The 24,245-nt window shown below is 68.8% G+C and carries 24 protein-coding genes; 16 read left to right on the top strand and 8 right to left on the bottom strand.

All coding sequences use genetic code 11. From position 1 onward, the window contains the following. Positions 1-37 precede the first annotated feature (37 nt). From BWQ92_RS08135 to BWQ92_RS08125, 3 genes are read left to right on the top strand one after another with little or no spacing between them, the layout of a single operon-like run. Positions 38-1,255 carry an acyl-CoA dehydrogenase family protein gene (locus tag BWQ92_RS08135; RefSeq protein WP_236783150.1) on the top strand — a complete coding sequence of 406 codons (1,218 nt, stop codon included), beginning with the start codon at positions 38-40 and terminating at the stop codon, positions 1,253-1,255. Next, positions 1,249-2,616, top strand: coding sequence for a bifunctional PIG-L family deacetylase/class I SAM-dependent methyltransferase (locus BWQ92_RS08130; RefSeq protein ID WP_076799062.1), 1,368 nt, complete (start codon positions 1,249-1,251; stop codon positions 2,614-2,616). The genes BWQ92_RS08135 and BWQ92_RS08130 overlap by 7 nt, the downstream gene beginning before the upstream one ends. A 37-nt stretch (positions 2,617-2,653) precedes the next feature. Then, a complete protein-coding gene (locus tag BWQ92_RS08125; protein ID WP_076799061.1) occupies positions 2,654-3,409 on the top strand; it encodes a glycosyltransferase in 756 nt (251 codons plus the stop codon). Positions 3,410-3,420: 11 nt separating this feature from the next. Here the strand turns inward: BWQ92_RS08125 and BWQ92_RS08120 are convergent, their stop codons facing one another. Next, entirely contained in the window at positions 3,421-4,575 is a 1,155-nt protein-coding gene (locus BWQ92_RS08120; RefSeq protein ID WP_076799060.1) for a YihY/virulence factor BrkB family protein, read from the bottom strand. A 116-nt stretch (positions 4,576-4,691) separates the two neighbouring features. Next, positions 4,692-4,961, bottom strand: a complete 270-nt coding sequence (locus BWQ92_RS08115; RefSeq protein ID WP_076799059.1) for a hypothetical protein — start codon at positions 4,959-4,961, stop codon at positions 4,692-4,694. A 208-nt stretch (positions 4,962-5,169) separates the two neighbouring features. On the opposite strand from BWQ92_RS08115, the gene BWQ92_RS08110 reads away from it, so the two are divergent. Beyond that, entirely contained in the window at positions 5,170-5,787 is a 618-nt protein-coding gene (locus BWQ92_RS08110; protein WP_076799058.1) for a hypothetical protein, read from the top strand. Positions 5,788-5,863: 76 nt separating this feature from the next. Here the strand turns inward: BWQ92_RS08110 and BWQ92_RS08105 are convergent, their stop codons facing one another. Continuing rightward, entirely contained in the window at positions 5,864-6,928 is a 1,065-nt protein-coding gene (locus BWQ92_RS08105) for an NAD-dependent epimerase/dehydratase family protein (protein WP_076799057.1), read from the bottom strand. A gap of 196 nt (positions 6,929-7,124) precedes the next feature. Between BWQ92_RS08105 and BWQ92_RS08100 the strand changes: the two genes are divergently transcribed. Next, complete coding sequence (locus BWQ92_RS08100) at positions 7,125-7,934, top strand: sigma-70 family RNA polymerase sigma factor (RefSeq protein WP_083706249.1); 810 nt, start codon at positions 7,125-7,127, stop codon at positions 7,932-7,934. A gap of 55 nt (positions 7,935-7,989) precedes the next feature. Here the strand turns inward: BWQ92_RS08100 and BWQ92_RS08095 are convergent, their stop codons facing one another. Beyond that, a complete protein-coding gene (locus BWQ92_RS08095; protein ID WP_076799056.1) occupies positions 7,990-8,934 on the bottom strand; it encodes a glycosyltransferase family 9 protein in 945 nt (314 codons plus the stop codon). A gap of 115 nt (positions 8,935-9,049) precedes the next feature. On the opposite strand from BWQ92_RS08095, the gene BWQ92_RS08090 reads away from it, so the two are divergent. From BWQ92_RS08090 to BWQ92_RS08060, 7 genes are all read left to right on the top strand, one after another. Then, entirely contained in the window at positions 9,050-9,631 is a 582-nt protein-coding gene (locus BWQ92_RS08090; RefSeq protein ID WP_076799055.1) for a D-glycero-alpha-D-manno-heptose-1,7-bisphosphate 7-phosphatase, read from the top strand. Then, on the top strand, positions 9,628-10,704 hold the full coding sequence (locus tag BWQ92_RS08085; protein ID WP_076799054.1) for a glycosyltransferase family 9 protein: 1,077 nt from the start codon (positions 9,628-9,630) through the stop codon (positions 10,702-10,704). Before BWQ92_RS08090 ends, BWQ92_RS08085 begins: the two co-directional genes overlap by 4 nt. Next, the gene (locus BWQ92_RS08080) at positions 10,701-11,810 is read left to right on the top strand and encodes a glycosyltransferase (protein ID WP_076799053.1); all 1,110 of its coding nucleotides are present in this window, start codon (positions 10,701-10,703) and stop codon (positions 11,808-11,810) included. The genes BWQ92_RS08085 and BWQ92_RS08080 overlap by 4 nt, the downstream gene beginning before the upstream one ends. Continuing rightward, entirely contained in the window at positions 11,807-13,060 is a 1,254-nt protein-coding gene (locus BWQ92_RS08075; protein WP_076799052.1) for a glycosyltransferase, read from the top strand. The genes BWQ92_RS08080 and BWQ92_RS08075 overlap by 4 nt, the downstream gene beginning before the upstream one ends. A gap of 173 nt (positions 13,061-13,233) precedes the next feature. Then, positions 13,234-13,854, top strand: coding sequence for a D-sedoheptulose-7-phosphate isomerase (locus BWQ92_RS08070; RefSeq protein ID WP_236783149.1), 621 nt, complete (start codon positions 13,234-13,236; stop codon positions 13,852-13,854). Further along, complete coding sequence (gene rfaE2, locus BWQ92_RS08065; RefSeq protein ID WP_076799051.1) at positions 13,851-15,212, top strand: D-glycero-beta-D-manno-heptose 1-phosphate adenylyltransferase; 1,362 nt, start codon at positions 13,851-13,853, stop codon at positions 15,210-15,212. Before BWQ92_RS08070 ends, rfaE2 (BWQ92_RS08065) begins: the two co-directional genes overlap by 4 nt. A 76-nt stretch (positions 15,213-15,288) precedes the next feature. Next, a complete protein-coding gene (locus BWQ92_RS08060; RefSeq protein ID WP_076799050.1) occupies positions 15,289-15,990 on the top strand; it encodes an SDR family oxidoreductase in 702 nt (233 codons plus the stop codon). Here the strand turns inward: BWQ92_RS08060 and BWQ92_RS08055 are convergent. Further along, positions 15,956-17,161, bottom strand: a complete 1,206-nt coding sequence (locus BWQ92_RS08055) for a glycosyltransferase family 9 protein (RefSeq protein WP_076803594.1) — start codon at positions 17,159-17,161, stop codon at positions 15,956-15,958. The two genes, BWQ92_RS08060 and BWQ92_RS08055, sit on opposite strands and share 35 nt — an antisense overlap. A gap of 206 nt (positions 17,162-17,367) precedes the next feature. Here BWQ92_RS08055 and BWQ92_RS08050 point away from each other — a divergent pair, with 206 nt between their 5' ends. The 3 genes from BWQ92_RS08050 (at position 17,368) to BWQ92_RS08040 (ending at position 21,428) form a co-directional block, all read left to right on the top strand. After that, the gene (locus BWQ92_RS08050; RefSeq protein WP_076799049.1) at positions 17,368-18,807 is read left to right on the top strand and encodes an aldehyde dehydrogenase family protein; all 1,440 of its coding nucleotides are present in this window, start codon (positions 17,368-17,370) and stop codon (positions 18,805-18,807) included. After that, positions 18,804-20,405: a D-glycero-beta-D-manno-heptose 1-phosphate adenylyltransferase gene (gene rfaE2 / locus BWQ92_RS08045; protein WP_083706248.1), complete on the top strand. Its 1,602-nt coding sequence runs from the start codon at positions 18,804-18,806 to the stop codon at positions 20,403-20,405. The genes BWQ92_RS08050 and rfaE2 (BWQ92_RS08045) overlap by 4 nt, the downstream gene beginning before the upstream one ends. Positions 20,406-20,471: 66 nt before the next feature. Then, on the top strand, positions 20,472-21,428 hold the full coding sequence (locus tag BWQ92_RS08040) for a spermidine synthase (RefSeq protein ID WP_076799048.1): 957 nt from the start codon (positions 20,472-20,474) through the stop codon (positions 21,426-21,428). Here the strand turns inward: BWQ92_RS08040 and BWQ92_RS08035 are convergent. Then, positions 21,414-22,331 carry a LysR family transcriptional regulator gene (locus BWQ92_RS08035; RefSeq protein ID WP_076803592.1) on the bottom strand — a complete coding sequence of 306 codons (918 nt, stop codon included), beginning with the start codon at positions 22,329-22,331 and terminating at the stop codon, positions 21,414-21,416. The genes BWQ92_RS08040 and BWQ92_RS08035 overlap by 15 nt on opposite strands. A 169-nt stretch (positions 22,332-22,500) precedes the next feature. Between BWQ92_RS08035 and BWQ92_RS08030 the strand changes: the two genes are divergently transcribed. Next, positions 22,501-23,250, top strand: a complete 750-nt coding sequence (locus BWQ92_RS08030; RefSeq protein ID WP_076803591.1) for a 3-hydroxybutyrate dehydrogenase — start codon at positions 22,501-22,503, stop codon at positions 23,248-23,250. Positions 23,251-23,261: 11 nt separating this feature from the next. Here the strand turns inward: BWQ92_RS08030 and BWQ92_RS08025 are convergent, their stop codons facing one another. Then, positions 23,262-23,897, bottom strand: a complete 636-nt coding sequence (locus BWQ92_RS08025) for a LysE family translocator (protein ID WP_076799047.1) — start codon at positions 23,895-23,897, stop codon at positions 23,262-23,264. A 117-nt stretch (positions 23,898-24,014) separates the two neighbouring features. Then, positions 24,015-24,233, bottom strand: coding sequence for a helix-turn-helix domain-containing protein (locus BWQ92_RS08020; protein WP_076799046.1), 219 nt, complete (start codon positions 24,231-24,233; stop codon positions 24,015-24,017). Positions 24,234-24,245 lie beyond the last annotated feature (12 nt).

The raw sequence follows: 24,245 nt of genomic DNA, 5'->3' as shown, positions 1-24,245 counted from the left end.
CCATGACCCGGCGCCCCGGACACTCAGCGGATACTGCATGAACAGTCCGCACCGCCAGTGGCACCCCGTCCGCTTCAGCGAGGCGCCGGCCCGGAAGGCCGGCGTCGGACCTGTGCCGGAAGCCGAAGCCGCACCGGGCACCGAACCTGCCTTGAACATTGAGCCGCTGCTGGACAGGGTTGTTTCGGCTGTCGGGGACATCCCTGCCCTCCTGGCCATCGCCCAGCAGGCCGGCCGTTCCGCACCGAAGCCCGGTGACGGGCGGACTGCCCGCCTCTGGGAGCTGCTGGCCTCGGTCGCGGCGGTGGACGTGGCGGCCGCCCGGGTTCTGGAGCCGCATTTGGATGCCGGTGCCATCCTGTCCCAGGCGGGAACTCCGGAAACTTTTACGGGAACGTGGGGCGTCTACGCGGCCGAGGCCCCCGGCACGAGGCTGACGGCTGAAGCCGCTGACCTTTCTGCTGAACCCGGCTCCGCTGAATCCGGTTCCGCTGAACGCGGCGGGAATCAGGGCGGCGTGCAGCTGAGCGGCTCCAAGCCCTGGTGCTCGCTGGCGCAGTTCGTGGACCACGCCGTCGTGACAGCGCACACCGGGGCGGGCGGCCGGGCTGCCTTTGCCGTTGATCTCAGGGCCGCCGGTGTCACATGCGACGTGCCGGAATGGACCAGCCGGGGACTTCGCGAAATCCCCAGCGGAACAGTCCACTTTGACCGGGTTCCGGCCGTGCAGCTTGGCGGTGACGGCTGGTATTTCGAGCGCCCCGGCTTTGCTTGGGGCGGCATGGGCGTTGCCGCGTGCTGGCTGGGCGGCGCCGTGGCGCTCGGCCGGCACTTCCAGGCTGCACTCCTGCGGGGAGCCAGATCCCAGCGCGAGCCCGACCAAGTAGCCCTCGCAGCCCTGGGCGAAGTGGACCGGATCCTGGCCTCAACGCTGCAGTACCTCGCCCGGGCAGCCGACGCCGTGGATGCCGCGCCGCGGGCGAACAGCGGCGCCGAACCGGGCGGCGGCGGTGCCAGCAGCGGCGGGGCTGTTGGTGCGTGGAGCGAGGCGCTCCGTGTCCGCGGAACTGTTGCTGCCGCCGTCGAACGCGTCCAGCTCCTGGTGAGCCAAAACCTGGGGCCCGGGCCACTGGCCTTCGACGAACGGTACGGCAAGTGCATGGCGGACCTGTCCCTCTACGTGCGGCAGCACCACGCCACGCGTGACGACGCCCAGCTGGGTGCGCTGACCCTCAAGGGTGAGCACGCATGGTGACGTTTTCGCACGCGGATGACGGAACGGATGAGCAGGCCTGGGCCAACAGCGGACTCGCCGCGATCGGTGAACTTCCGCTGGATCCGGCGGAACTGGCACGGATGGATTTCGTCGTCCTGGCTGCACATCCGGACGACGAATCCCTTGGAGCCGGAGGCCTGCTTGCCCGGCTGACGTCCGCCGGCGCCCACGTTGAGGTGCTGCTGTGTTCAGCAGGGGAGGCGTCCCACCCCGGTTCGCCCACCACGACGCCACAGCAGCTTGCCGCCGTCCGCCGGGAGGAATTCGCGGCTGCCATGGCGGCGCTGGGTTTGGCGGACAGCTGGCAGTTCCTGGACCTTCCGGACAGCGGGCTGGCGCAGAACCGCGCAGTCATTGCCGAACGGCTGGCGGAAATGATCAGCCAGCGTGGGGCAGCTGAGGGCGGCCTGGTCATTGTTGCCCCGTACCGCGGTGACGGGCACATCGACCACGACACCCTGGGAGCCGTGGCGGCGGAGGCCGCCGAAGCCGGAAGCCACGGGCTGCTGGAATACCCCATCTGGTACTGGCTGTGGGCCACGCCGGAGGACACGGCCTGGCGGAACTGGAACCGACTGCCCCTGAGCCCCGGCGAACAGCGCGCCAAACGTGCTGCCCTGCACGCCCACACCTCCCAGCTGCTGCCGCTCTCCGACCAGCCTGGGGACGAGGTGCTGCTGTCAGAACAGTTCCTTGCACATTTTTCCCGGCCCTTTGAAGTCTTCGCCTGGCGGCCGCCGGTCACCGGGCGGCGAAGCGCCCGGGACGCCGAAGCCGTCTTCGACGCCCTGCACCGCAGCACCGAGGACCCGTGGAGGTACCAGGACAGCTGGTATGAGCAGCGCAAACGCAGCCTGACCCTCGCCGCCCTCCCTGAACAGAAGTACGACGCCGGCCTGGAGGCCGGCTGCTCGATCGGCACCCTGAGCGAGGAACTGGCAAAGCGCTGCGGGCGGTTCCTTGCCGTGGACTGCAGCGGCACGGCCGTGGCCAGCGCCGCCGAACGGCTCGCCCGGTACCCGGGCGCCGAAGCCAGGCAGCTCACCCTCCCGGAACAGTGGCCGGAGGGGAGCTTTGACCTCATTGTGGTCTCCGAGATGGGTTACTACCTTCCGGCCGTCGAACTGGAGGAGCTGTTCAGCCGCATCTCCGGGTCCCTGTCTCCCGGCGGAACGCTGCTGCTCTGCCACTGGAGGCATCCGGTTGCCGGCTGGGAGCTCGACGGCGACACCGTCCACGCGCTGGCACGGAGCCAGCTACGGTGGCCGTCTGCCAGCATTTACCGCGAGCGCGACTTTGTGCTCGAAACCTTCATCGCGCCGGACCAGCGTGACGCCTGACAGTTTCCCACCGCTCATCTGCCGGGTTGAAGCAGTGATGCCGGTCCATAACGAGGAGTACCACCTGGGGGCCGCCCTTTCCGCGCTGGCCGCCGCAACTGAGGCGCTGGCCCGGCAACGGCCGTCCGTGGCCGTGGGACTCACGGTGGTCCTGGACCACTGCACCGACCGTTCGGCGGAGATCGCGGAGCGGTTCGCTGGGGCTCATGCGGGGGTGAGGGTGGTGCGCCGGCGGTTTCGCAACGCCGGGGCCAGCAGGGCTGCGGGAGTGGCGGCCGCCATCCGGCACCTCGGCAGCGAACTCCTTGAAAGCACGTGGCTGGCAAACACCGATGCCGACTCGCAGGTTCCGGAGGACTGGTTTGTGCGCCAGCTCCAGTTCGCGGATGCCGGCTGGGATGCGGTGCTGGGATCCGTAGAGCCGGACTCCGAAGGCATGGATCCGGAACTTCTGCGCAGCTGGCACCTCCGGCACCCGCGGGAGGAAAGGCACGGGAATGTCTACGGCGCAAACCTGGGCGTCCGCGCGTCGGCTTACCGACAGGCCGGCGGATTTCCGCCGCTGCTTTCCTCAGAGGACCGGGCCCTTGTGGAGCGGCTCCGCAGGAGGGGTTTTGCCATTACCGCCACGGACAGCATGCGTGTGGTGACTTCCGGACGGACCGCCTCCCGGGCACCGCACGGTTTTGGTGCCTACCTCCGTGTCCTGGGCGTGGAGACGGCTGCGGCCCTACGGGCGGCTGAGGCCGGAGACGCCGCCGGGCAGCTGCCTGCAGGCAGCTGCCCGGGGTAACGTCACTTCCTTCAGCGGCTGTTGTCGTTGCCCCCGCGGGAGGTGGCACCGCCACGGCCGTCCTGGCGGCTGGTGTCCTGGCCGTTGCCGTTCTGGCCGTTGCCCTGCTCGCTGTATTTCTCGCGCAGTTCGCGGCCCAACCGGATGTCTTCCTCTTCCTTCTCCTGGAGCTTGTCGCTCTTCTTGGTGTCGCGCGGCGGAAGCTGGAGTGTTTCCTCGGCCTCAATGCCCGCTTGCAGCTGACGGCCCCGCTCCATTTCGGCGTCGAACTCGGCACCGAAAAGCAGGGACATGTTCAGGATCCAGAGCCACAGGAGCATGACGATCACGCCGCCGATCGCGCCGTAGGTCTTGTTGTAGTTGCTGAAGTTTCCCACGTAGAACCCAAAGCCCACAGAGGCCACTACGAAGACGAGCAGGGCTATCAGCGAACCAAGGCTCATCCAGCGGAACTTTGGCTGACGCACGTTCGGGGTGGCGTAGTAGAGGATGGCAATGACCACAATGACCAGCGCAACAATGACGGGCCATTTGGCGATGTTCCACACGGTCAGGGCCACGCCGCCGAGGCCCAGGACATTGCCGACGGCTTCGGCCACAGGGCCGCTGATGACCAGCATGGCCGCAAGCAGCGCAACGATGATCAGCGAGGCCACGGTGACGGCCAGCATGGTGCCGCGGAGCTTGACGAAGCCGCGGCCCTCATCGATCTCGTAAATCCGGTTCATCGCGCGGCCAAAGGCCGTCACATAACCGGAGGCGGACCAGATCGCCGTCGCAAGGCCGATGATCAGGGTGAAGCCGGCTGCAGGCGAGGTGGTCAGTTCCTGGATGGGATCGCGGATCATCTCCACTGCCTGCCCCGGTGCCACCCCCTGCACGATTTCCAGGAGTGCCGCCGTCGTCTTTTCCGCCTGGCCGAAGATGCCGAGCAGCGAAACAAGGGCCAGCAGTGCCGGGAACATCGAAAAAATCGCATAGTACGTAAGCCCGGCGGCGAGGTCCGGGCATTGGTCGTTCGTGAACTCGCGCATGGTCTTGCGGAAAATGTACTTCCACGACGGCTTGTCAACGTCCGTGGGGCTGTCAGGCTTTCGGGCGTCATCGGGGGCAGGGGCACTGCCGGCCTTTGCCGTGCTGGTTTCCGGGGCTTCTTTGGTGGCCATGAAGCATCCTTTCGTTCGCCGGCAGGACGCCCGTGGTGGGTATCCCGCCCGCTGTCAGGGGTTTGGGCTCAGGGGTTTGGGCGGGGGTCCTGCGGCAGGTCCATCAAGTTTTCTTCCTATGCTCCGGGCGCCCTGGAAGGGTTCCGGCGGTCCAGGGTGAGCGGATCACTGCCCAGCGGAGCGTCGGCCGGCTGCTTCCCGGCAAGCGGATCGTCCGCAATCCGGGTCTCCGACTGCGGGCTTTCCGCCAGTTGCGCGGAAGCCAGTGGATTCGGGTCCTGGGCGGGACCCCGGCTGCCACCCTTGCGGGCCTGTTCCTGGCCTGTGCCTTCAACGTCCTCGGGTGGGGGAGCTCCCTCGCCCTGCGGCTGTTGATTCTCCGTCATGGCTGATACCTCTCCAACATGTCGGGTTGCCGGGCATTTGCCGGCAATTACTCGCCATAAATAGTAAGCATGATTACTATTAGATCGTAAGTACCCTGACTGCCGCTAGTTCAATCCGCTGTCCGCTCCGGAAGCCACATACCGGGCGCGGACGGCAGAGCCCCTGCCGGATAGTGACCGTGCTGGAAAAGAGAGAGGTGGATCCGCAGTGGACCCAACTGCCTGGATTTGGATCGTCGTTGCAATCGTCGTCATCGCGCTCATCGTGGTGCTTCTGATGTCCAGCCGCAGACGCAAGGAGGCATTCCGGCAGAAGCGCGATGAACAAAACCGCCAGCACGCCGCCGAGATCCGCCGCAAAGCTGAAAACGCCGACCTCGAGGCGCGCGAAAACGAAGCCCGCGCCATGCACGCCAAGGCCGACGCCGAAAAAGCCCAGGTTGAAGCCGCACGGCTTCGCCAGGAGGCGGAGCAGAAGCAGGCGGCTGCACAGGAGTTCCGGACTGACGCCGAGAAGCACCAGCACAAGGCGAACGCCCTGGATCCGGACGTGGACGCGGACGGTAACCGGCGCGACGACGCACGTGCGAACGCCGATGCCCGGAACGCCGATGCCCGCAGGGGTGACGGGCGGGGCCTTGACGCCCGGGCCGACGACGACCGGGACATGCGTGAGAGTGACATGCGCGACCGTGACATGGGCGGGCGCGCCGACGATATGCGGACCGATGGTACGCGCGACGCTGACACTCGCGATGTTGATGCCCGCCGCTCCAATGCCGACGCCACGACGGACCCCACCCGGCGGGACACCCCACGCCAGTAGGCGCGGGCGGGCCCCAGCAGGCCCGCGGGTGGGCCGCCGTCCGCGGGCCGTCCGCGGGCGGGCGCCCCTCCGGGTCTTAGCCCCGGCGGATGAGGCCGAGGAGGCTGCGCCGGGGTTTGAGCGGTGGAGACTCCGGCACGCCGGCGCCTTTGCCCATGCCGTCTATCACCTCGCGGACGGCTTCCAGCGACGCCGTGTGCGGCTCCCAGCCCAGCTCCTCCCGGATCCGGCGGGTGTCCATGATCGGCGCGCCGGCCGCCATCTCCACCCATCCCGAGTCGGTCTGCTGCAGCCGCAGTCGCCAGGTTGCATCAACGAAGGCATGGAGCGCGCGGACGGGGACCGGAAGGATCCGCTTGGCGGAAAAGAGCCTGGCGAGGTTCTGCGGCGTGATCACAGGTTCTGCGGCCACATTGAAGGCTCCGCTGGCCCTGTTCCTGAGCACGCGCCAGTAGGCGTCCGCGACGTCGTCGGCATGCACCGCCTGGAAGACCAGTTCCTCGGGAATCGGCAAAATCGGCAGTGCCGGCCGGCGCGGGACGAACCTGGGGTGAATCCACCCGAGGAAGTAGCGGCCGATTTCGCTGCCGGCCTTGGCCTGGAAGATGAGCCCGGGGCGCAGCCTGGCCACGGCGATCGAGGGATTGTCCGCCGCGAACTCGTCCAGCAGCTTCTCCTGCTCCGCTTTGTCCCGGCTGTAATGTGAGCCCTCAATGCCTCCTGCCGGCCAGGATTCGTCCACCCGGCGGTCCTTTGGCGCCTTGCTGTACGCCCCCACGGACGAAGCGCACACAATGTGGCTGACGCCGGCTTCCCTGGCCGCTGCCAGCATGTTCGCCGTGCCGGTGACGTTGGTGCGGTGCAATTGCGGGAGGTCCCGGTTCGGCTGGATCTGCCAGGCAAGGTGCACCACCGCGTCGGCCCCTGCAAAGGCCCGGGCCAGTTCCTGTTTCGCACCGGCGTCGCCCACATCAAGGGTGTGCCACTCGACGCCGGCGTAGGGCAGCCGCGTGCTGTCCGGGGCGCGCCGGCTGATGCCCACCAGCTCCAGCCCGCCCGGGCATTCCGCTCGGGCCTCATGGAGTCTGCGCAGCAGCGCCGTCCCTGCATTGCCGCTGGCGCCCGTGATCGCGATACGCATGAAATGCCTCTCTTGCCGTTACCGTTGCCGGTGCTGTTGAACGTTCCGGCCAGGCCGTCCGACGGCGGCCGTAACCTTGCTGCTTCTTTCGAGCCTATAGCCTCGGGAGCATTGTGTAATAAGCACGCTTATGATTTCCTTCTTCTAAGTCTTGCCGCAGGCTTTCTCGACCTTTCGATCGAAGGAACCCACGACAATGCCAGAAACTCCGCCTTCTTACTCCGTGACCGGCCCGCCCCGCGGGCCATCCCCGCAGGGGCCTCCCACGGGCCGCCTGCATGACGCCTTCGAGAACCAGCTGGTCCTCAATTACCTGGACCTGGCGGAGTCGCTTGCCTCGCGCTACGCTGCCCGCGGACGGGAGCGTTCGGACCTGGTCCAGGTGGCCTATCTGGGCCTCGTCAAGGCTGCCCGCGGCTTCGACCAGGAGAAGGGTGAAAGCTTTCCGGCGTACGCCGCGCCCACGATCAGCGGCGAACTCAAGCGGTTTCTGCGGGACCGGTGCTGGACCGTGCGGCCGCCCCGGCGGGTCCAGGACGTCCGGACGCAGATGCTGCACACCGCCCCTGACATGGCCCAGTCGCTGGGCCGCGTTCCGTCGGAGCAGGAACTGGCGGAGGAACTGGGGGTCACCGCCGCCGACGTGCGGGAGGCCCAGGCCGCGGCAAGCAGCATGCATCCCGACTCGCTGGACAGCCCCGATCCGTGGGGCGGGCCGAGCATGGGCGAAGGGCTGGTCTCGCCCGACCAGCCGATAGAGCACCTCGAAGAACTCGTGTGCCTCAACCAGGCCATCCAGGAACTGGAGCCTGATGACCGGGAGATGCTGTACCGGCGCTACTTCCGCGAGGAGACCCAGGTGGAGCTGGGCAAGCGGTTCGGCATTTCCCAGATGCAGGTGTCCCGGCGCCTGTCCCGGATCCTCGTATGGCTGCAGCGCAGGCTGCTCGATGAGGAGGGCCGCAGCGGGGAGGCGGGCGCCGGCAGCACCGGCAGCGCCCGCTAGCGGCAGGACCGGCCCGCCGGCGGCACGACTGGCCCGCCGGCAGGACCTGCGGGGGTCAGGCGAGCCGGAGCTGCCCGACGGCGGACAGGACGTCCTCCACGGTGACTGCCAGCAGGGCCGGATCAGGGGTGGCGGCAAATGTGTCGCCACGGCGTGCCTGGGCGTCGGTCAGCACGATGTGCGGGCCGGGCGGAGGCCCCCACACCTCGGCCGGAGCCGGGCCGAAAAGCACCACTGAAGGCCGCGAGTAGGCAGAGGCGAGATGCGCCGCGCCGGTATCCGCCGACACCACAAGCCGGGCTTCCGCGATGGCGGCCATGAACTCGGCCAGCCGCAGCCTGCCCGCGAGCACCTGCGTCTCGGGAAGGCCGGCCAGCCGGGCCACGTCCAGCGCCCGCGGCCGTTCTCCCGTGCTTCCGGTGAACACCACCTCGTGCCCATCGTCGGCGAGCGCGCGGGCGACCTCGGCGAAGCGGTGCTCGGGCCATAGCCGGCTGCCGTAGGCGGCCCCCACGTGCAGTACAGTGGCGCCGGGACAGGGGCCGGGAACGGCTGGCGGGAGGAGCCGGAAATCGTCAGGTTCTGCGTCGATGCCGTGCCACTGCAGCAACCTGGTCCACCGCTCACGCTCGTGGATGTCCTCCATCCATGCCGGGCCCGGCCGTTCCGGGGTCCGGTGGCCAATGAGCGTCCGGGGCCGGACGGCAGCGAGCCGGGCTTCGCTTTCGGGTCCGCTGCCATGCAGGTTTACCGCGATATCCACCTTGCCTGCATCGATGGGAATTGGAACATCCAGGCCATGGGTCGGAAGCAGTTCGTACCCGCCCACGAGTTCCAGTGCCTCTTCCAGCCAGCCTTGGGCGGCGTAGAGAAGGCGGTGTTCCGGATAAGCGCGGTGCAGCGCGCGGAGCGCCGGCACAGCAACCAGCAGGTCACCGAGCTTTAGTGCCCGCAGGACCAGCAGGACAGGTTGTTCGTGCTTGCCGTTCCGTGCTTCCACTGCCGTTCTTCTCCTCCTTGGACCGGCCCTGCCGGGCCGCCTTTCGAGGAGTCTAGCCGAGAAGAAGTGCCCGGCCGGTTGTTTAGGTCTCTGCCCTCCGGGGAACGGAGGGGATATGGCAAGTAACGCTTCTACGCTCAAGGCTGTGCTGTTCGACCGGGACGGAACGCTCGTGGTTGACGTGCCGTACAACGGTGACCCCGCGCGGGTCGAGCCGTATCCAGGTGCGCGGCGGGTCCTCGACGGGCTGCGCAGCATGGGCCTGGCAACCGGTGTACTGAGCAACCAGTCGGGTATTGCCCGCGGGCTGCTGACCGCCGAGGAGGTGGACAGCGTGAACGCGCGGGTGGAGGACCTGCTGGGGCCCTTCGACGTCTGGGAGGTCTGCCCGCACGGAGCCGATGACGGATGCGTGTGCCGGAAGCCGGCACCGGGCATGATCCACAGCGCCTGCCGCCGGCTCGGCATTGACCCGTCGGAGGCGGCGTTCATCGGCGACATCGGCAGCGACGTCGAGGCGGCCGCGGCTGCCGGCGCCAGGGGCGTCCTGGTTCCCACGCCGCAAACCCGTGCCGAGGAAGTCGAGGCCGCCCCCGAAGTCGCCGCGGACCTCGAGCAGGCCGTTGCCCTGTTGTTTCCAGAATCAGTGTTTCGGAAACCAGTACTTCATGAATCAGTGCTTCGAGGACCGGCATGAGCAGGGTCCTCGTGGCCCGGCTGGACAGCGTCGGTGACGTACTCCTGGCCGGCCCGGCAGTCCGGGCCGTGGCGAACGGACGGCGGGCCGACGGCGGCAGTCCCAACGACGTCGTCGTGCTTTGCGGGCCACAGGGCAAGTCCGCGGCCTCGCTGCTGCCCAACGTCGCCGACGTCTTTGCCTGGGATGCGCCATGGATCAGCAACCCGGCTCCGCCGGTGACGGGAGAGCACCTGGACTCCCTGGTGGGCTTCGTCCGGAATTCCCGCATCACCGAAGCGGTCATCCTCACCTCCTTCCACCAGTCGCCGCTTCCGCTGGCGCTCCTCCTGCGGCTGGCCGGCGTTGAGCGCATCACCGGGGCCTCCACGGACTACCCGGGATCGCTCCTGGACGTGCGGCTCAAGCCGGGCGAGGACTTTCCGGAGGAGCAGCCGGAAGCCGTGCGGGCGCTTGGCATTGCCCAGGCGGCAGGATTCCGGCTCAGGACCGGTGACGACGGAAAGCTCATGGTCAAGGAACCCCCGGACGTCCGGCACCTGGTGGGGGACGGCCCGTACGTGGTGGTCCACCCCGGCGCAACGGTCCCTGCCCGGGCCTGGCCACCCCTGCACCATGCGGCGGCCGTGGAACTGCTGGAGGGTGCCGGCCACAGGGTGGTGGTTACCGGCGGCCCGGGTGAAGCCGCCCTGACGGCAACCGTCGCCGGACCCTCCGCCATCGATCTGGGTGGGCGGACAGACCTTTCCACGCTGTCGGGCGTCCTCGCCGGCGCGGAGGTGGTGGTCAGCGGAAACACGGGGCCCGCACACCTTGCTGCCGCCGTCGGAACCCCTGTGGTGAGCCTGTTTTCCCCGGTTGTCCCGGCAGTGCGGTGGGCGCCGTATGGCGTTCCGCTGGAACTGCTGGGAGACCAAAACGCGCCGTGCCGGCTCAGCCGTGCACGCGACTGTCCGGTACCGGGCCATCCCTGCCTCAGCTCTGTTTCGCCGGAGCAGGTGGTGGACGCGGTCGAACGCCTGCTGAGCGGGGTCTCCTCGCTCAGCACACGGAGAAAGGTCCGGAAACGATGAGAATTCTGTTGTGGCACGTGCACGGATCGTGGACGGACGCGTTTGTCCGCGGCCGGCACGAGTACCTCCTGCCTGTCTTGCCTGAGGGAGGGCCCTGGGGGCTGGGCCGGGCGGGGCGGGACTGGCCCGCTTCGGTGCGGCAGGTCGCACTGGCGGAGCTGGACGCCGGCAGCATCGACGCCGTCGTGCTCCAGCGGCCGGATGAGGCCGCGGAGGTCACGCGCATCCTGGGCCGCCGGCCCGGCGTCGACCTTCCCGCCGTCTACGTGGAACACAACACGCCCAAAGGTGATGTCCCCTTCACCGTCCATCCGCTCGGGGAGCAGAGCGACATCCCGATCGTGCACGTGACCCACTTCAACGAGCTGTTCTGGGACAGCGGCCGCGCGCCAACGAAGGTTATTGAGCACGGGATCGCGGACCCCGGGTACCTCTACACGGGCGAAGTCCCGGAGCTGGGCGTCGTGGTGAATGAACCGGTACGCCGCGGACGCGTGACCGGCACCGATCTGCTGCCGCGTTTCGCCACCGCGGCCCCGCTTCAGGTCTTTGGCATGGGCGGTGACGGGCTGGCGGAGGCCACGGGCATTCCGGCGCCGCGCCTCACCGTGCGGGGCGATCTGAAAACCGCGGAGCTCCACCGTGAGCTGGCGCGCTGCCGGGTTTACCTGCATCCGCTCCGCTGGACCTCGCTGGGGTTGGCGCTGCTGGAGGCGATGCACCTCGGCATGCCGGTCCTTGCGCTGGACACCACTGAGGCTGGCCGCGCCGTGCCGGCGGAGGCGGGCTGCCTCTCCACTGACGTGGAGGAGTTGCGGCGGTGTGCCCGGCTGCTGGTCAACGACCCGGAGGAAGCCCGACGGCGGGGCAAGGTTGCGCGGGAGGCCGCGCTGGAGCGGTATGGACTCGAGCGTTTCTTGACCGACTGGGATGAGGTGCTGGCTGATGTGGCACCCGGGGGACTTTTACTTCCGGAACCGGCGCGCCCACATCATGATGGGAGGCCGGGCGGGGAGTGCGCGGAAGGGGTGGCGTCGGGGGATGCAGCTGTAAAGGGGTCCGGACCGGATGCCCTGTCCGCGGCGCGAGAAGGGAATATCCATTGAAGATCTCAATGATTTCGGAACACGCCAGTCCATTGGCAGCGCTCGGCGGAGTGGATGCGGGCGGCCAGAATGTCCATGTTGCCGCCCTGTCGTCGGCACTGGCCCGGCGGGGCCACCGCGTCACGGTCTACACGAGGCGTGACGCGCCCGAGCTGCCGCAAAGGGTGCGGGTGCATCCCCGGCTCGAGGTGGTGCACGTGGACGCCGGGCCGGCCGAGCATGTGCCCAAGGACGAGCTGCTCCCCTTCATGGGTGCACTGGCGGACGGTGTAGTCCAGGACTGGGGCGACTCGCCGCCGCACGTGGTGCACGGCCACTTCTGGATGTCCGGTGTGGCGGCGCTCGATGCCGCACGCCGTGAGCCGGGCGGTTTCCGGGTCCCGGTAGTACAGACTTTCCATGCGCTGGGCACCGTCAAGCGCCGCCACCAGGGCGCCGCTGACACCAGCCCCGCTGAACGGCGCTTCCTCGAGCCGTCCGTCGGCAGGTCGGCTGACCGCATCGTGGCCACCTGCTCCGACGAAGTGTTCGAGCTGAGGGCGATGGGGATAGACACCCGCCGGGTTTCCATTGCTCCCTGCGGGGTGGACCTGGACGTCTTCTCCAGTGACGGCCCGGCCGACACCCCTTCCCGCTCCCACCGGATCCTTTCCGTGGGGCGGCTGGTCCCGCGCAAGGGCGTGGACCTCGTGATCCGGGCCCTGCCGTACCTGCTGGAAGCGGGGTTCACCGACGTCGAGCTGCTCATCGTGGGCGGCGGAGCGGATGCCGGAGGGCAGGACCCGGAAGCGCGCAGGCTGCTGGAGCTTGCCCGGGAGCTCGGTGTGGCGGACCATGTGGAGCTCCGGGGACAAGTGGCCAGAGAGGCCATGCCAAGCATGTTCCGAAGCGCTGATGCCGTGGTCTGCACGCCCTGGTACGAGCCCTTCGGCATCGTTCCGCTGGAGGCCATGGCCTGCGGTGTTCCGGTGGTCGCCGCTGCAGTGGGCGGCCTGACGGACACCGTGGTGCACCAGGGAACCGGGCTGCATGTGCCGCCCAAGGACCCCGAAGCCATCGCCGAAGCCCTCGTCACCCTGCTGGCCAGTCCGGAGCTTCGGGCGAAGCTCGGCCGCGCCGGTGAGCGGAGGGCGAAGACGCGCTACTCGTGGAACAGAGTGGCCGCCGAAACCGAAAAGGCCTACCAGCTGGCGATCGCAGGCACCGCGGCGACCGGCACCCTCGAACCGATGGAAGGAGCGGCACTGTGACTCCGGAATCCCTGCGGGAGGCTGAGCTTCCTGCCATGCACCGGGTTGGCACTCCGGCCGGCCTTTCCTCTCCCGACCAGCTGCCCGCTCCGGACGCTCTGACCTCTCAAGACAGGGCCCCGTCCCCGGACACGGCCGGGCAGGATGCCGGCGCTGGCTTAAAAGGCGCTGGCTTGAAAGAGGAGGCCGGTTCGAGGGAAGCAGTGCGGACGCACCTGGAGAACGTCCTTCCCGCACTGCGGTCCCTGGAAAACCAGGCCGAGACGCTGACAGCCTGGGGCGTGGAGCTGGCCCAGCGCCTGCTCAGCGGGCAGAAGCTGCTGGCCGCCGGGAACGGTGGATCCGCGGCCGAGGCGCAGCACCTGACCGCGGAACTCGTGGGCAGGTTCGACGGCGAGCGGATGCCCTTCTCCGCGATCTCCCTGCATGCGGAAAGTTCGGCCGTCACGGCCATCGCCAATGACTACGGCTATGCGGAGCTGTTTGCCCGGCAGGTCCGTGCGCACGGACGGTCCGGGGACATCCTCGTGCTGCTGTCCACCAGCGGCCAGAGCCCCAACCTGCTCCGGGCAGCCGAGGTGGCGGCCAGGCTGAACATCACCACATGGGCACTGACGGGGCCGGCGCCAAACCCGCTGGCCTCCTGCTGCGATGAGGTGGTGGCCATTGATGCCGTCTCGGCCAACGCGCAGGAAGGGCACCTGATAGCACTGCACGCCATCTGCCGCGCCTTCGAAGCCGAGGTGGCCCGCAGGGGCCAGGGCGTTCCCGGGCCGGAGCGTGATCGCGCGTGAGGATCACAGTGGTGGGCGACGTTTTGCTGGACGTGGACCTCTCCGGGGAAGCAACCCGGCTGTCCCCCGACGCGCCGGTCCCGGTGGTGGACGTCTCGGACGTCCGCCGCCGCGCCGGGGGCGCAGGACTCGTGGCCCGGATGCTGGCCCAGGACGGCCACGGCGTCACCCTGGTGACGGTGCTTTCCGACGACGACGCCTCCCTGGCGCTGGAAGGCGCGCTCGCCGGCGTGCGGGTGGTTTCCGGGCCCTCCGGCACCAGAACGCCTGTGAAGACCCGGGTCCGGGCGGGCCGCCAGCCGGTGGTGCGGGTGGACGAAGGGTGCGAGCGGCCGGAGGTGCCGGCGGCCACCGCGGGCATGCTCAGGGCCCTGAGCCAGGCCGATGTGATCATCGTGGCCGACTACGGACGGGGCGTTGCTGCGAACCCGGAGATCCGGGAGCTGCTCGGGGCCCGCGCCGGCGACATTCCGATCGTATGGGATCCGCACCCGTCCGGCGCCGTACCGGTGCCGGGCGTCGCGGTGGTGACGCCCAATCTGTCCGAAGCCGCCAAGGCCGCGGATTCCGGGACCGCCACGCCTGCGGCGATTGCCGCCGTCGGAAAAACACTGCTCGACAACTGGCAAAGCCAGGCGGTTCTCGTCACGATGGGGGACCAGGGCGGCCTGCTGACCCAGCGCCATACCCCGCCCGTGACCATCCCGGCCCCCCGCACCGAGGTCACCGATCCCTGCGGTGCCGGCGACCGGCTCGCGGCCAGCCTCGCCGTCCACCTGGCGGAGGGCCGCAGCCTGGGCGACGCCGCGGAACTCGCGATCAGCGAAGCGGCCGCCTTCCTCGGCGCCGGCGGGGTTTCCGCCCTGCCGGACCGTCACCGGCCGGTCTGGCACCACAGCCGCGAGGAAGACGCCCTGGATCTAGCCCGGCGGGTGCGCGCCAACGGCGGAACCGTCGTGGCCACCGGGGGCTGCTTCGACCTGCTGCACGCCGGCCACGCCCGAACACTGGCGGCCGCCAGGGACCTTGGCGACTGCCTCATCGTATGCCTGAACTCGGACGAGTCGGTGCGCCGGATCAAGGGCGAGCAGCGGCCCATCGTCAGCCAGCAGGACCGGGCGGAACTGCTGTTGGCACTGGAATGTGTCGATGCCGTCCTGGTCTTCGGGGAGGACACCCCGGAGGCCTGCCTGGAAACCCTGCGGCCCGACGTCTGGGTGAAGGGCGGCGACTACCGCGCGTCGGACCTGCCCGAGGCCGGCCTGGTCGAAAGCTGGGGCGGCCGCTGTGTCACCGTGCCCTTCCACCAGGCACGGTCCACGTCAATCCTCGCGGACGCCCTGGCGAAGGTCAGCTGAACCGGCGCTTCAGCCGGCGAAGACCGGCTGAACCGCCGTCGAAAACTTGAAATTTGTCCCAAGCGAAAGGAAAACCATGACTGAATCGACTTTCCGGCCCGGCCGGGTCCTGGTAACGGGCGGTGCCTCCGGGCTGGGGGCCGCCGTCGTTGATGCCGTACTGAAAGCCGGCGGAACCCCGGTGGTCCTCGACCGGGACATCCGGAACGTCTCCGCGGCGAAGGCGTTTGAAGTGGACGTCTCGGACCGGATTGCGGTGACCGAGGCAGTGAAGCAGGCGGCGGAAACCCTCGACGGGCTGGACGCGGTGGTCACCGCGGCCGGCATCGACCGCTGCGGCAAGCTGGAGGACGTGGCCGCGGAGGAGTGGGAACGTGTCATCGGCGTTAACCTGATGGGCACGGTGTCCGTCGTTCGGGCAGCCCTTCCCTACCTGAAGGCGTCCCGTGGACGGGTGGTCACCATCGCGTCCACGCTGGGCAAGCGTGCACTGCCGGAGGCCACCGCCTACTGCGCATCCAAGTTCGGTGTCGTGGGCTTCAGCCACTCGCTGGCGGCCGAGACGGGCGGCGAAATCGGCGTGACCACCATGATCCCCGGCGGCATGAAGACGCGCTTCTTTGATGACCGTGCCGAGCAGTACAAACCGCAGGACGACTCACGCCTGAACGACCCCGGCAACGTGGCCCAGGCGATCCTGTTCGCACTGTCGCAGCCCACGGGCTGCGAAGTCCGTGAAATGCTTATCTGCCATGAAGAAGAGGGCTCGTGGCCGTGAGTTGCAGGACATCCTCGTAAACCTCTGAGGGTTCGACGGCCTTCACGGTGGACTCGTCATGGGGACACCGTGGGGCCGTCCACCCCACCTGCGTCATGTCAACGCCGCACACCTCGCAGCGGGTGGCCCAGCCGAGATGGATCCGGTGCAGGCTGCGGCCCAGCGGTGCGGCGTTGATGGCATTGCCCACCCAGTAGACGCCCACCGTCGGTGTGCCCAGGGCCTGGGCCAGGTGGCGCGGTCCGCTGTCATTCGCCACCACCACGCTGCTGCCCGCCAGCAGTGCCGCGAGCTCGCCCAGGCTGAGTTTGCCGGCCAGTGATTCCACGGCGGGCCGGCCCGCATTCGGCTCGACGGCCGGGCGGCCGTCAGGGGCGTGTTCGACGGCGAGCTCCACCACCGTTTCCGCCAGTTCCTTTTCGCTGCGGTCGCCCACCACATAAACCTGGAAGCCGTCGTCGGCGGCCCTGCGGGCCACCGCGGCGAAACGTTCGGCAGGCCAGCGGCGACGCGGATCAGTCGCACCCGGATGGATCACCACCACACGCCCGTTCCCGGATGCGCCGCTCTCCACGGCCAGGTCCTGCGCGAGCTGCTGCCTGAACTCCGGCAGCGGCTCAAGCCTTGCCTCCAGCCCAAGCGGGGGTGCACCGGCAAATCCTGCCACCTCGAGGGCACGGAGCGGCTCGTGCTGGTAGTACAGATAGGGCACGGTCCGTTCCAGCGGAACCGCGTCCGGGGTCCTAGTGCCCACGGTGTGCCGGGCGCCGAGGCGGAGCAGGAAGGGGTTTGAGTACCGTCCGCCGCCGTGCAGCTGGACGGCCAGGTCAAAGTTCCTGGTGCTCATGTCGGCGAAGAACCGTTCGAGCTCGCCGTCGTCCTCCGGCCCCGGGCGGACACCCTCGGAAAACGGCAGGATCACCGTCTCATCCACCGGCCCCGCCGTCTGCGACAGCAGCTCCGCATGGACCGGCGTGCCCAGCAGGGTGACGGTGGCACCGGGATAGGCGGCCTTCAGGGCAGCAACGGCGGGCAGGGCGAACATCAGGTCGCCCAGGCCGCCGCCCCGGAGCACGGCTATCCGCGATACGCCGCTGAAGGGCTCCAGGACCGGGCCGATTCCTTGGCCAGTGATGCGTGCTCCGCCGAAGTCGGCGTTGAAAAGTTCCATGGTGTCAGCCCTCTCGGCTCCGGACAGTTCAGGTCGGGACGGGTCCAGTGGGCCCACCATACGGTGCATCGGCGGTGTATTGCCAGCTCTGAAAACTCCTGCTGCCGGCGCGTGTAAACCCGCCGGCGCCCGGGTACGGATCACCTCAGAGAGGGGTGAAACGACCACCCCGAAAGGCACAGGCCAAATCCACAGTGAGGAGCCACATGCAATCGACGATCGCCAACGACCTGGCCCATGCGGAAGACGTGCTCACCATCCTGAATCCCAGAACCGGTGAAATGGTCGGCAGCCTTTCCGTGGCAGGGCCCGAGGATGTGACGGCAGCCGTGGCGGCTGCCCGTGCCGCCCAGCCGGGCTGGGCAGCCACACCACCGGCAGAGCGGGGAAAGTTGCTGCGCGCCGCGGCTGCGGCCCTCGATGCTGCCTCTGCGGAGCTGGCGGAGCTGAACGCGCAGGAGACCGGGCGCCCGGTGGAAGAGGCTCTTGCCGGCATAGCGGCAGGCGTATCCACGCTGGAGCAGTACGCAGAACTTGGCCCCCTGCACCGGGGACACAGCCTTCGCGGAAACCCGCTGGCAGCCGACTACACCATTGCCGAGCCCCGCGGCATGGCCGTCCTGCTGACGCCATGGAACGATCCTGTGGCAGTGGCGTGCGGACTCATCGGCGCTGCCCTGGTCACCGGAAACACCGCGATCCACAAGCCGAGTGAGCGCTGCCCCCATGTGGGCAAGCGCCTGGGGGAGGCGCTGGCACCGGTGTTTCCGCCCAACGTGCTGGTCACGCTGACCGGAGGCGCCGACGTCGGGACCCTCCTCACCCAGCAGCCCGACGTTGATATGTTCGCCCACGTCGGATCCAGCGAGACGGGGGAACGGATTGCGCGGGCCGCGGTGCTGACAGGCGCCTATGTCATCAGGGAGAACGGGGGCAACGATCCGCTGCTGGTGGATGCGGATGTGGATCCGGCCTGGGCAGCGGAGCAGGCGGCGATCGGGGCCTTCAGCAACAGCGGACAGATCTGCACGTCGGTGGAGCGGATCTACGTCCACCGGTCCATTGCCGAACAGTTCTGCCAGGCCCTCGCGGGGCAGGCCCGGGAGCGGAACAGCGGAAACCGGCTCGCGCCGCTGGTGGACACGCGGATGCGGGACGCCGTCCAGCGGCACGTGGCCGAGGCGCTGGGCCTTGGGGCGCGGGCCGTGGAGGGCGGTTCCGTTCCGGACGGGCCGGGCGCCTTCTACCCGGCCACAGTCCTCGTGGAATGCACCGACACCATGGACGTCATGGCCGAGGAAACGTTCGGCCCGGTGGCCCCGGTGCGCGTGGTGGACAGCTTCGAGGAGGGGCTCGCCCTCGCCGCCGCCGGCCGCTACGGACTGGCTGCCACCGTCCTGACCGGCAGCATCGCCCACGCCCAGCAGGCCGTCGCTGCACTGCCGGCGGGGACCATCAAGGTCAACGAGGTATTTGGCGGTGCGCCCGGCGGCTCTGCCCAGCCCCGCGGGGAGAGCGGGCACGGCTTCGGCTACGGACCCGAGCTCCTGGACGAATTCACCCGGGTCAAGGTGGTGCACATTGCGCCACCCCCGCCGGCAGCGGGCTCTTCAGCCGGTGCCGTGCAAGCCGGGGCAGCATCATGACCGCCACGGCACCCGGCACCGGGGGAGCCGCCGGGGACGACAGCACCACAACGCATTCTGAACCGGTGCTGTCAGAGCCAGTGCTCCCAGAACCAGTGCTTTCAGAACAGCGCGGCCTGGCAGCCTGGCTTCCCCGCAGGCTGGCGGAGGAGGCTCCGGCCATCACGGTTGTGGGCGACTTCATGCTCGACGGCTGGTGGAGCGGAACCATCGACAGGATGTGCCGTGAGGCTCCGGCTCCCGTGGTGGACATCGCCCGGCGGGACTTTGCCCCCGGCGGTGCGGCCAATACCGCCATGAACCTGGCTGCCCTGGGGGCCCGCGTCAGCGTGGCCGGAATCGTCGGAACGGACGACGCCGGCACGGAGCTCAGGCGCCAACTGGACGCGGCCGGTGTGGACACGGCGCTGCTGGCCGAGCACCCGGACATGGTCACCACCACAAAGATCCGGATCAGCAGCGGCGGCCAGGTCCTGCTGCGCTTCGACGACTCCGCGGCAACTGTCCCGGCCGACGCCCTGGCGGCGTTCGAGGCGGCCGTTCCGGCCGCCGTCGGACAGCAGAACGCGGTGGTGATCTGTGACTACGGAACGGGCGTCCTTGCGGAGCCGGTCCGGAACCGGCTCATTGAAACCCTGGCCCGGCGCGGGGAGGACACCCTGGTGGTGGTGGACGCCCACGATCCGCGCCCGTGGGCAGCGCTGGCGCCGGACCTGGTCACCCCCAACGCGCAGGAGGCGGCCAGGATGCTGGACCTCCGGCTCGGCAACGGACCCGAACGTGCGGCAGTGGTGACCCAGCACAGCAGCGAGCTGCTGCAGGCTACCGGTGCACGCGCCGTCGTGGTCACACTGGACCGGGACGGGACCGTCCTGATTCCGTCCGCCGGAAACCCGCACCGGACCTGGGCGCGGCCCGCCACCGAGAAGCAGGCCTCAGGCGCGGGCGATACGTTCGTGGCGGCCCTGACCCTCGCGCGGGCCGCGTCGCTGCCGCTGACGGCCAGCCTGGACCTGGCGCAGGCTGCCGCGGACGTGGTGGTCCACCTTCCGGGGACATCGGTCTGCGGCACGGACGAACTGGGCCGCTACCTGGAAAGCTTCGCGGACACCGCGCTGGCCGCCGATGAACTGGAACGCCACATCCGCGCGCACCGCAGCGACGGCCAGCGCGTGGTGCTGACCAACGGCTGCTTCGATGTGCTGCACCGGGGGCACACCCGGTACCTGAACCAGGCCAAACAGCTGGGTGACATCCTGGTGGTGGCACTCAACAGTGACGACTCAGTACGAAAGCTCAAGGGGCCGGACCGTCCCATCAACAGCGTGGCAGACCGGGCCGCCGTGATCGCCGCCCTGAGCTGCGTGGACTACGTCACGGTTTTCGATACCGCGACGCCGATTCCCCTGATCGAGCAGCTGCGCCCGGAAATCTACGCCAAGGGCGGGGACTACACGCCGGAGATGCTGGCCGAAACCGAAGCGGTGGAGGCCTACGGCGGCACAGTCACCATCCTCGACTACGTCGCCGAGCGCTCCACCACGGCCATGGTCCAGCGCATCCGCAACGGCCAGGGTGCGCCCGTGCCGGAGGCCTAGCACCCGGGCGTCCGGCAGTCTGCGGTCAACTAGGCTTAAAGGCATGACGGAAGCGGCGGAGAACTGATGGCACGGCGCACCAAGTCAGGCAGCAGGTCCGGTTCCAGGAAGGGCGCGGCGCCCTCCGCTGTGCTGGAGGCTCCCGGTGGAGCGCGCGCAGACGGCCCGGTTGAGGGCGTGTACTACATCGACACCGGCGACTGCGAGCTCATCGCGGACCAGGACAACTCCACAGGCTGGCTCCTGCGCATCAACGGCGTGATGAGTTCGCACATCGACCTTGCCGATCCGCTGTTCCTGGACTTCGAGTACATGCGCTGGATCTCCGCCCTCATCGAATCCCGCTGGGCTCCTGAAACCAAGCCCAGGCTGCGGGGCCTGCACCTGGGCGGCGGAGCCTGTTCACTGGCCCGCTACTTCCATGCCGCCTATCCGGACGCCCGGCAGGTGGTGGTGGAACTGGACGGGAAGCTTGCCGAATACGTCCGGGGCTGGTTCGACCTGCCCAAGGCCCCGCTGCTGCGGCTGCGCGTCGGGGAAGCCCGCGCCGTGACGGAAACCCTGACCCCGGACACCCGCGACTTCATCATCCGCGATGTGTTCGCCGGCGCCGTGACGCCTTTTCCGCTGACCACGGCCGAGTTCAACGGGCATGTCCGGAGGGTGCTCGCCCCCGGCGGGATGTACGTGGTGAATTCGGGGGACGGCCCGGACCTGAAGAATGCGCGGGAGGATGCGGCCACCATCGCGGCCGCGTTCGAACACACCATCATCATCGCGGATCCGGCCATGCTGAAGGGGCGCCGCTACGGCAACATGATCATGGCCGGCAGCGACGAGCCGTTCGACGACGATCCCCGGCTCGTGCGGCGGCTCCTCGGCGGCGCCGTGCCTGCGCACATCTGGAACGACGCCAAGGTACGGGCCTTCGCCGCCGGAGCCCCGGTCCGGCACGATCCCCGGCCTCCTGCTGATACCGGGCCCGGCACGGAGCCCGGGCCGCCGGCTTCATTCAGCGGCTGAGCTGCCGCGTCCCTGCCCCAGCAGCCACGCCCGGTGCGCTCTGGTCTGATCGCGCAGCGCCGACACCACGGCAGCGACGGCCGGGCGGCGCATCGAATCGGGCCGCAGGACCATCCAGTAGGGCAGGCGTTCGGCGATTTTTTCGGGCAGCAGGCGGACCAGGTCCGCGTGCCGGTCGGCCATGAAGCAGGGGAGGAACCCCACCCCGGCACCGGCCCGGGTGGCCTCGACGTGCACGAACACGTTGGTGGAGCTGACACCGTCGCGCATGGCCGGCACCAGCCGCCGCGGCGCATCGAGGTCGTCCACCTGCAGCATGGAGTCCACGAAGTACACGAGCGGGTGGGAGGTCAGGGCCTCCACCGACTCCGGCATTCCGTTGGCCTCGACGTAGGAACGTGAGGCGTACATCCCGAGCTCGTATTCGCCCAGGCGGAACGCTTCGGCGCGGTGCACCTGCGGCTCACCCACCACCACCTCGATGTCCAGCCCCGAGCGTTGCTGGAGCGCGCGCCGCGTGACGGTGACGATCTCCACGCTGAGCCCCGGATGATCCCTCCGCAGCCTTGCCACCGCCGGAGCGGCGATGTACGCACTGAAGCCGTCGGTCGCGGTCATGCGTACGACGCCGGTAATCGGGTCAGGCGGGCGGCCGGACGGTCCCAGCGCGCGCACCGCAGTCTCCACCTGCTCAGCCACCAGCACGGCCTGGGCGCCGAGTTCGGTCAGCTCCCAGCCCCCGGAGGCGCGGGCGAGGACACGGCCGCCCAGGGCCTTTTCCAGTGCGGCGATCCGGCGGGAAACGGTGGTGTGGTTCAGGCCCAGGACCTGGGCGGCGGTGGTGAATTTTGCGGAGCGGGAGACGGCGAGCAGCACCAGCAGGTCGTCCGGGTTGGCATCCATGTCTGCAATTTTGCACGAATCCAGTGCCTGATTAGTCATTGAACCGCGTTCCTTCTGCAGGAATACTCGGGTGAATCGGAAGTGCTGCACGCGTTGGAAGCAGACGGCGTGCGGCACGTGTCAACGTGGACACTTGGAGGAGCAGACTGTGGACGCACAAGGTCCGGACATAGAAAAGAACCTGAACGGCCGCAAGGCCCTGGTCACCGGCGGTGCCAGCGGCATCGGCGCGGCATGCGTGCGGGAACTGGCGGCCAGGGGAGCCAAAGTAGTGGTGGCCGACGTCGACGATGCCGGCGCGGCACGCCTTGCCGATGAGGTGGGCGGCACGTCCTGGGCTGTTGACCTCCTGGACGTCGAGGCGCTGGCCGCGCTGAGCCTGGACTGCGACATCCTGGTGAACAACGCCGGGATCCAGCGCATCAGCCCCATCGAGGACTTCGATCCCGTGGCGTTCCGGCGGATCCTGGCGCTCATGCTCGAGGCGCCCTTCCTACTGATCCGTGCCGCGCTGCCGCACATGTACGCCAACGGCTTCGGGCGCATTATCAACCTGTCATCGGTCCACGGCCTCCGGGCATCCCCGTTCAAGAGCGCCTACGTCTCGGCGAAGCACGGCCTTGAGGGGCTGAGCAAGGTGACGGCACTTGAAGGCGGCGAACACGGCGTCACGTCCAACTGCATCAATCCCGGCTATGTGCGCACCCCGCTGGTGGAGAAGCAGATCGCTGACCAGGCGCGTGTCCACGGGATTCCGGAGTCGGAGGTGCTGGCGAAGGTGATGCTTACCGAGTCCGCGGTGAAACGGCTGGTGGAGCCCGAGGAGGTGGCCTCGCTGGTTGGGTGGCTGTCCTCGGACGCCGCCGGAATGGTCACCGGGGCCAGCTACACGATGGACGGGGGCTGGTCGGCGCGGTGACGCCCCACCCGTCAGCTCTTCGACCCCGTCAGGGCGAGGGTGCCGCCGAGACCGATCATCATCACCCCGCCCGTGGTGGTGACAGCAGCCACCCGGCGGGGTGAACGGGCAAACCATTGCCGGGCCGTTCCGGCGGCGAGGGCCCAGATGCTGTCCGAGACCAGCGCGATGGCCAGGAAGGTGGCGCCCAGCAGGGCGAGTTGGACGGGGATGGCTCCTGCGCCATGGTCGACGAACTGGGGGAGGACCGCCACGAAGAACACCACGGACTTCGGATTCGTGGCCCCGACAATGAAGCCTTCACCCAGAATCCGCCGGGTGGTCGCGGACCGGGACGGGTCAGGCCCTGCCGGGCTGCCGCGACGGTGCCGAACTGCCTGGATTCCCAGGTAAATGAGGTAGGCCGCGCCGGCGAACTTCACCACCGTGAACAGCAGTACTGACTCCGCCATTATGACGCCGAGTCCAAGTGCCACTCCTGCGATCTGCACGAGCTCCCCGCCCGCATTGCCCAGGACACTCAGCAGCCCGCCCCGCCGCCCCAGGGCCAGCGAGCGTCCGATGACGAACAGGACACTGGGACCCGGGACGGAGATCAGCAGTGCGGAGACCAGGGCAAAGGCCAAGAGGTTCTGCAGCGGAAGCATGCCTGATGGTAGCGCCGTGGCTGGCGGCGGGCCACCGTTGGCGAACCCGAGACGCTGTATTCAGAATTCGCTCCTGTATTCAGAATCCGCTCCGCGGCGTTCAGGACGCGCGGCGCATCAGCTGCGTGGGCCCGGCGGGTTTTCCGTAAGCGGGTTGCCTGAGACCCGGATGTACTCCTCCACAGCTGATTCCGGTACGCGGTAGGACTTGCCGAACCGGTCCGCCGCCAGCGTTCCGGCGCGGACCATCCGGTAGACGGTCATTTTGGACAGCCGCAGGGCTTCGGCAACCTCGGCGATGGTGAGGTACGCGGTGGGCAGGTTGGCGATGGACATGGGATCGGCTCC

Source organism: Arthrobacter sp. QXT-31, assembly GCF_001969265.1.
Classification (GTDB): Bacteria; Actinomycetota; Actinomycetes; order Actinomycetales; family Micrococcaceae; genus Arthrobacter.
This window is presented reverse-complemented; position numbering and strand designations above follow the sequence as displayed.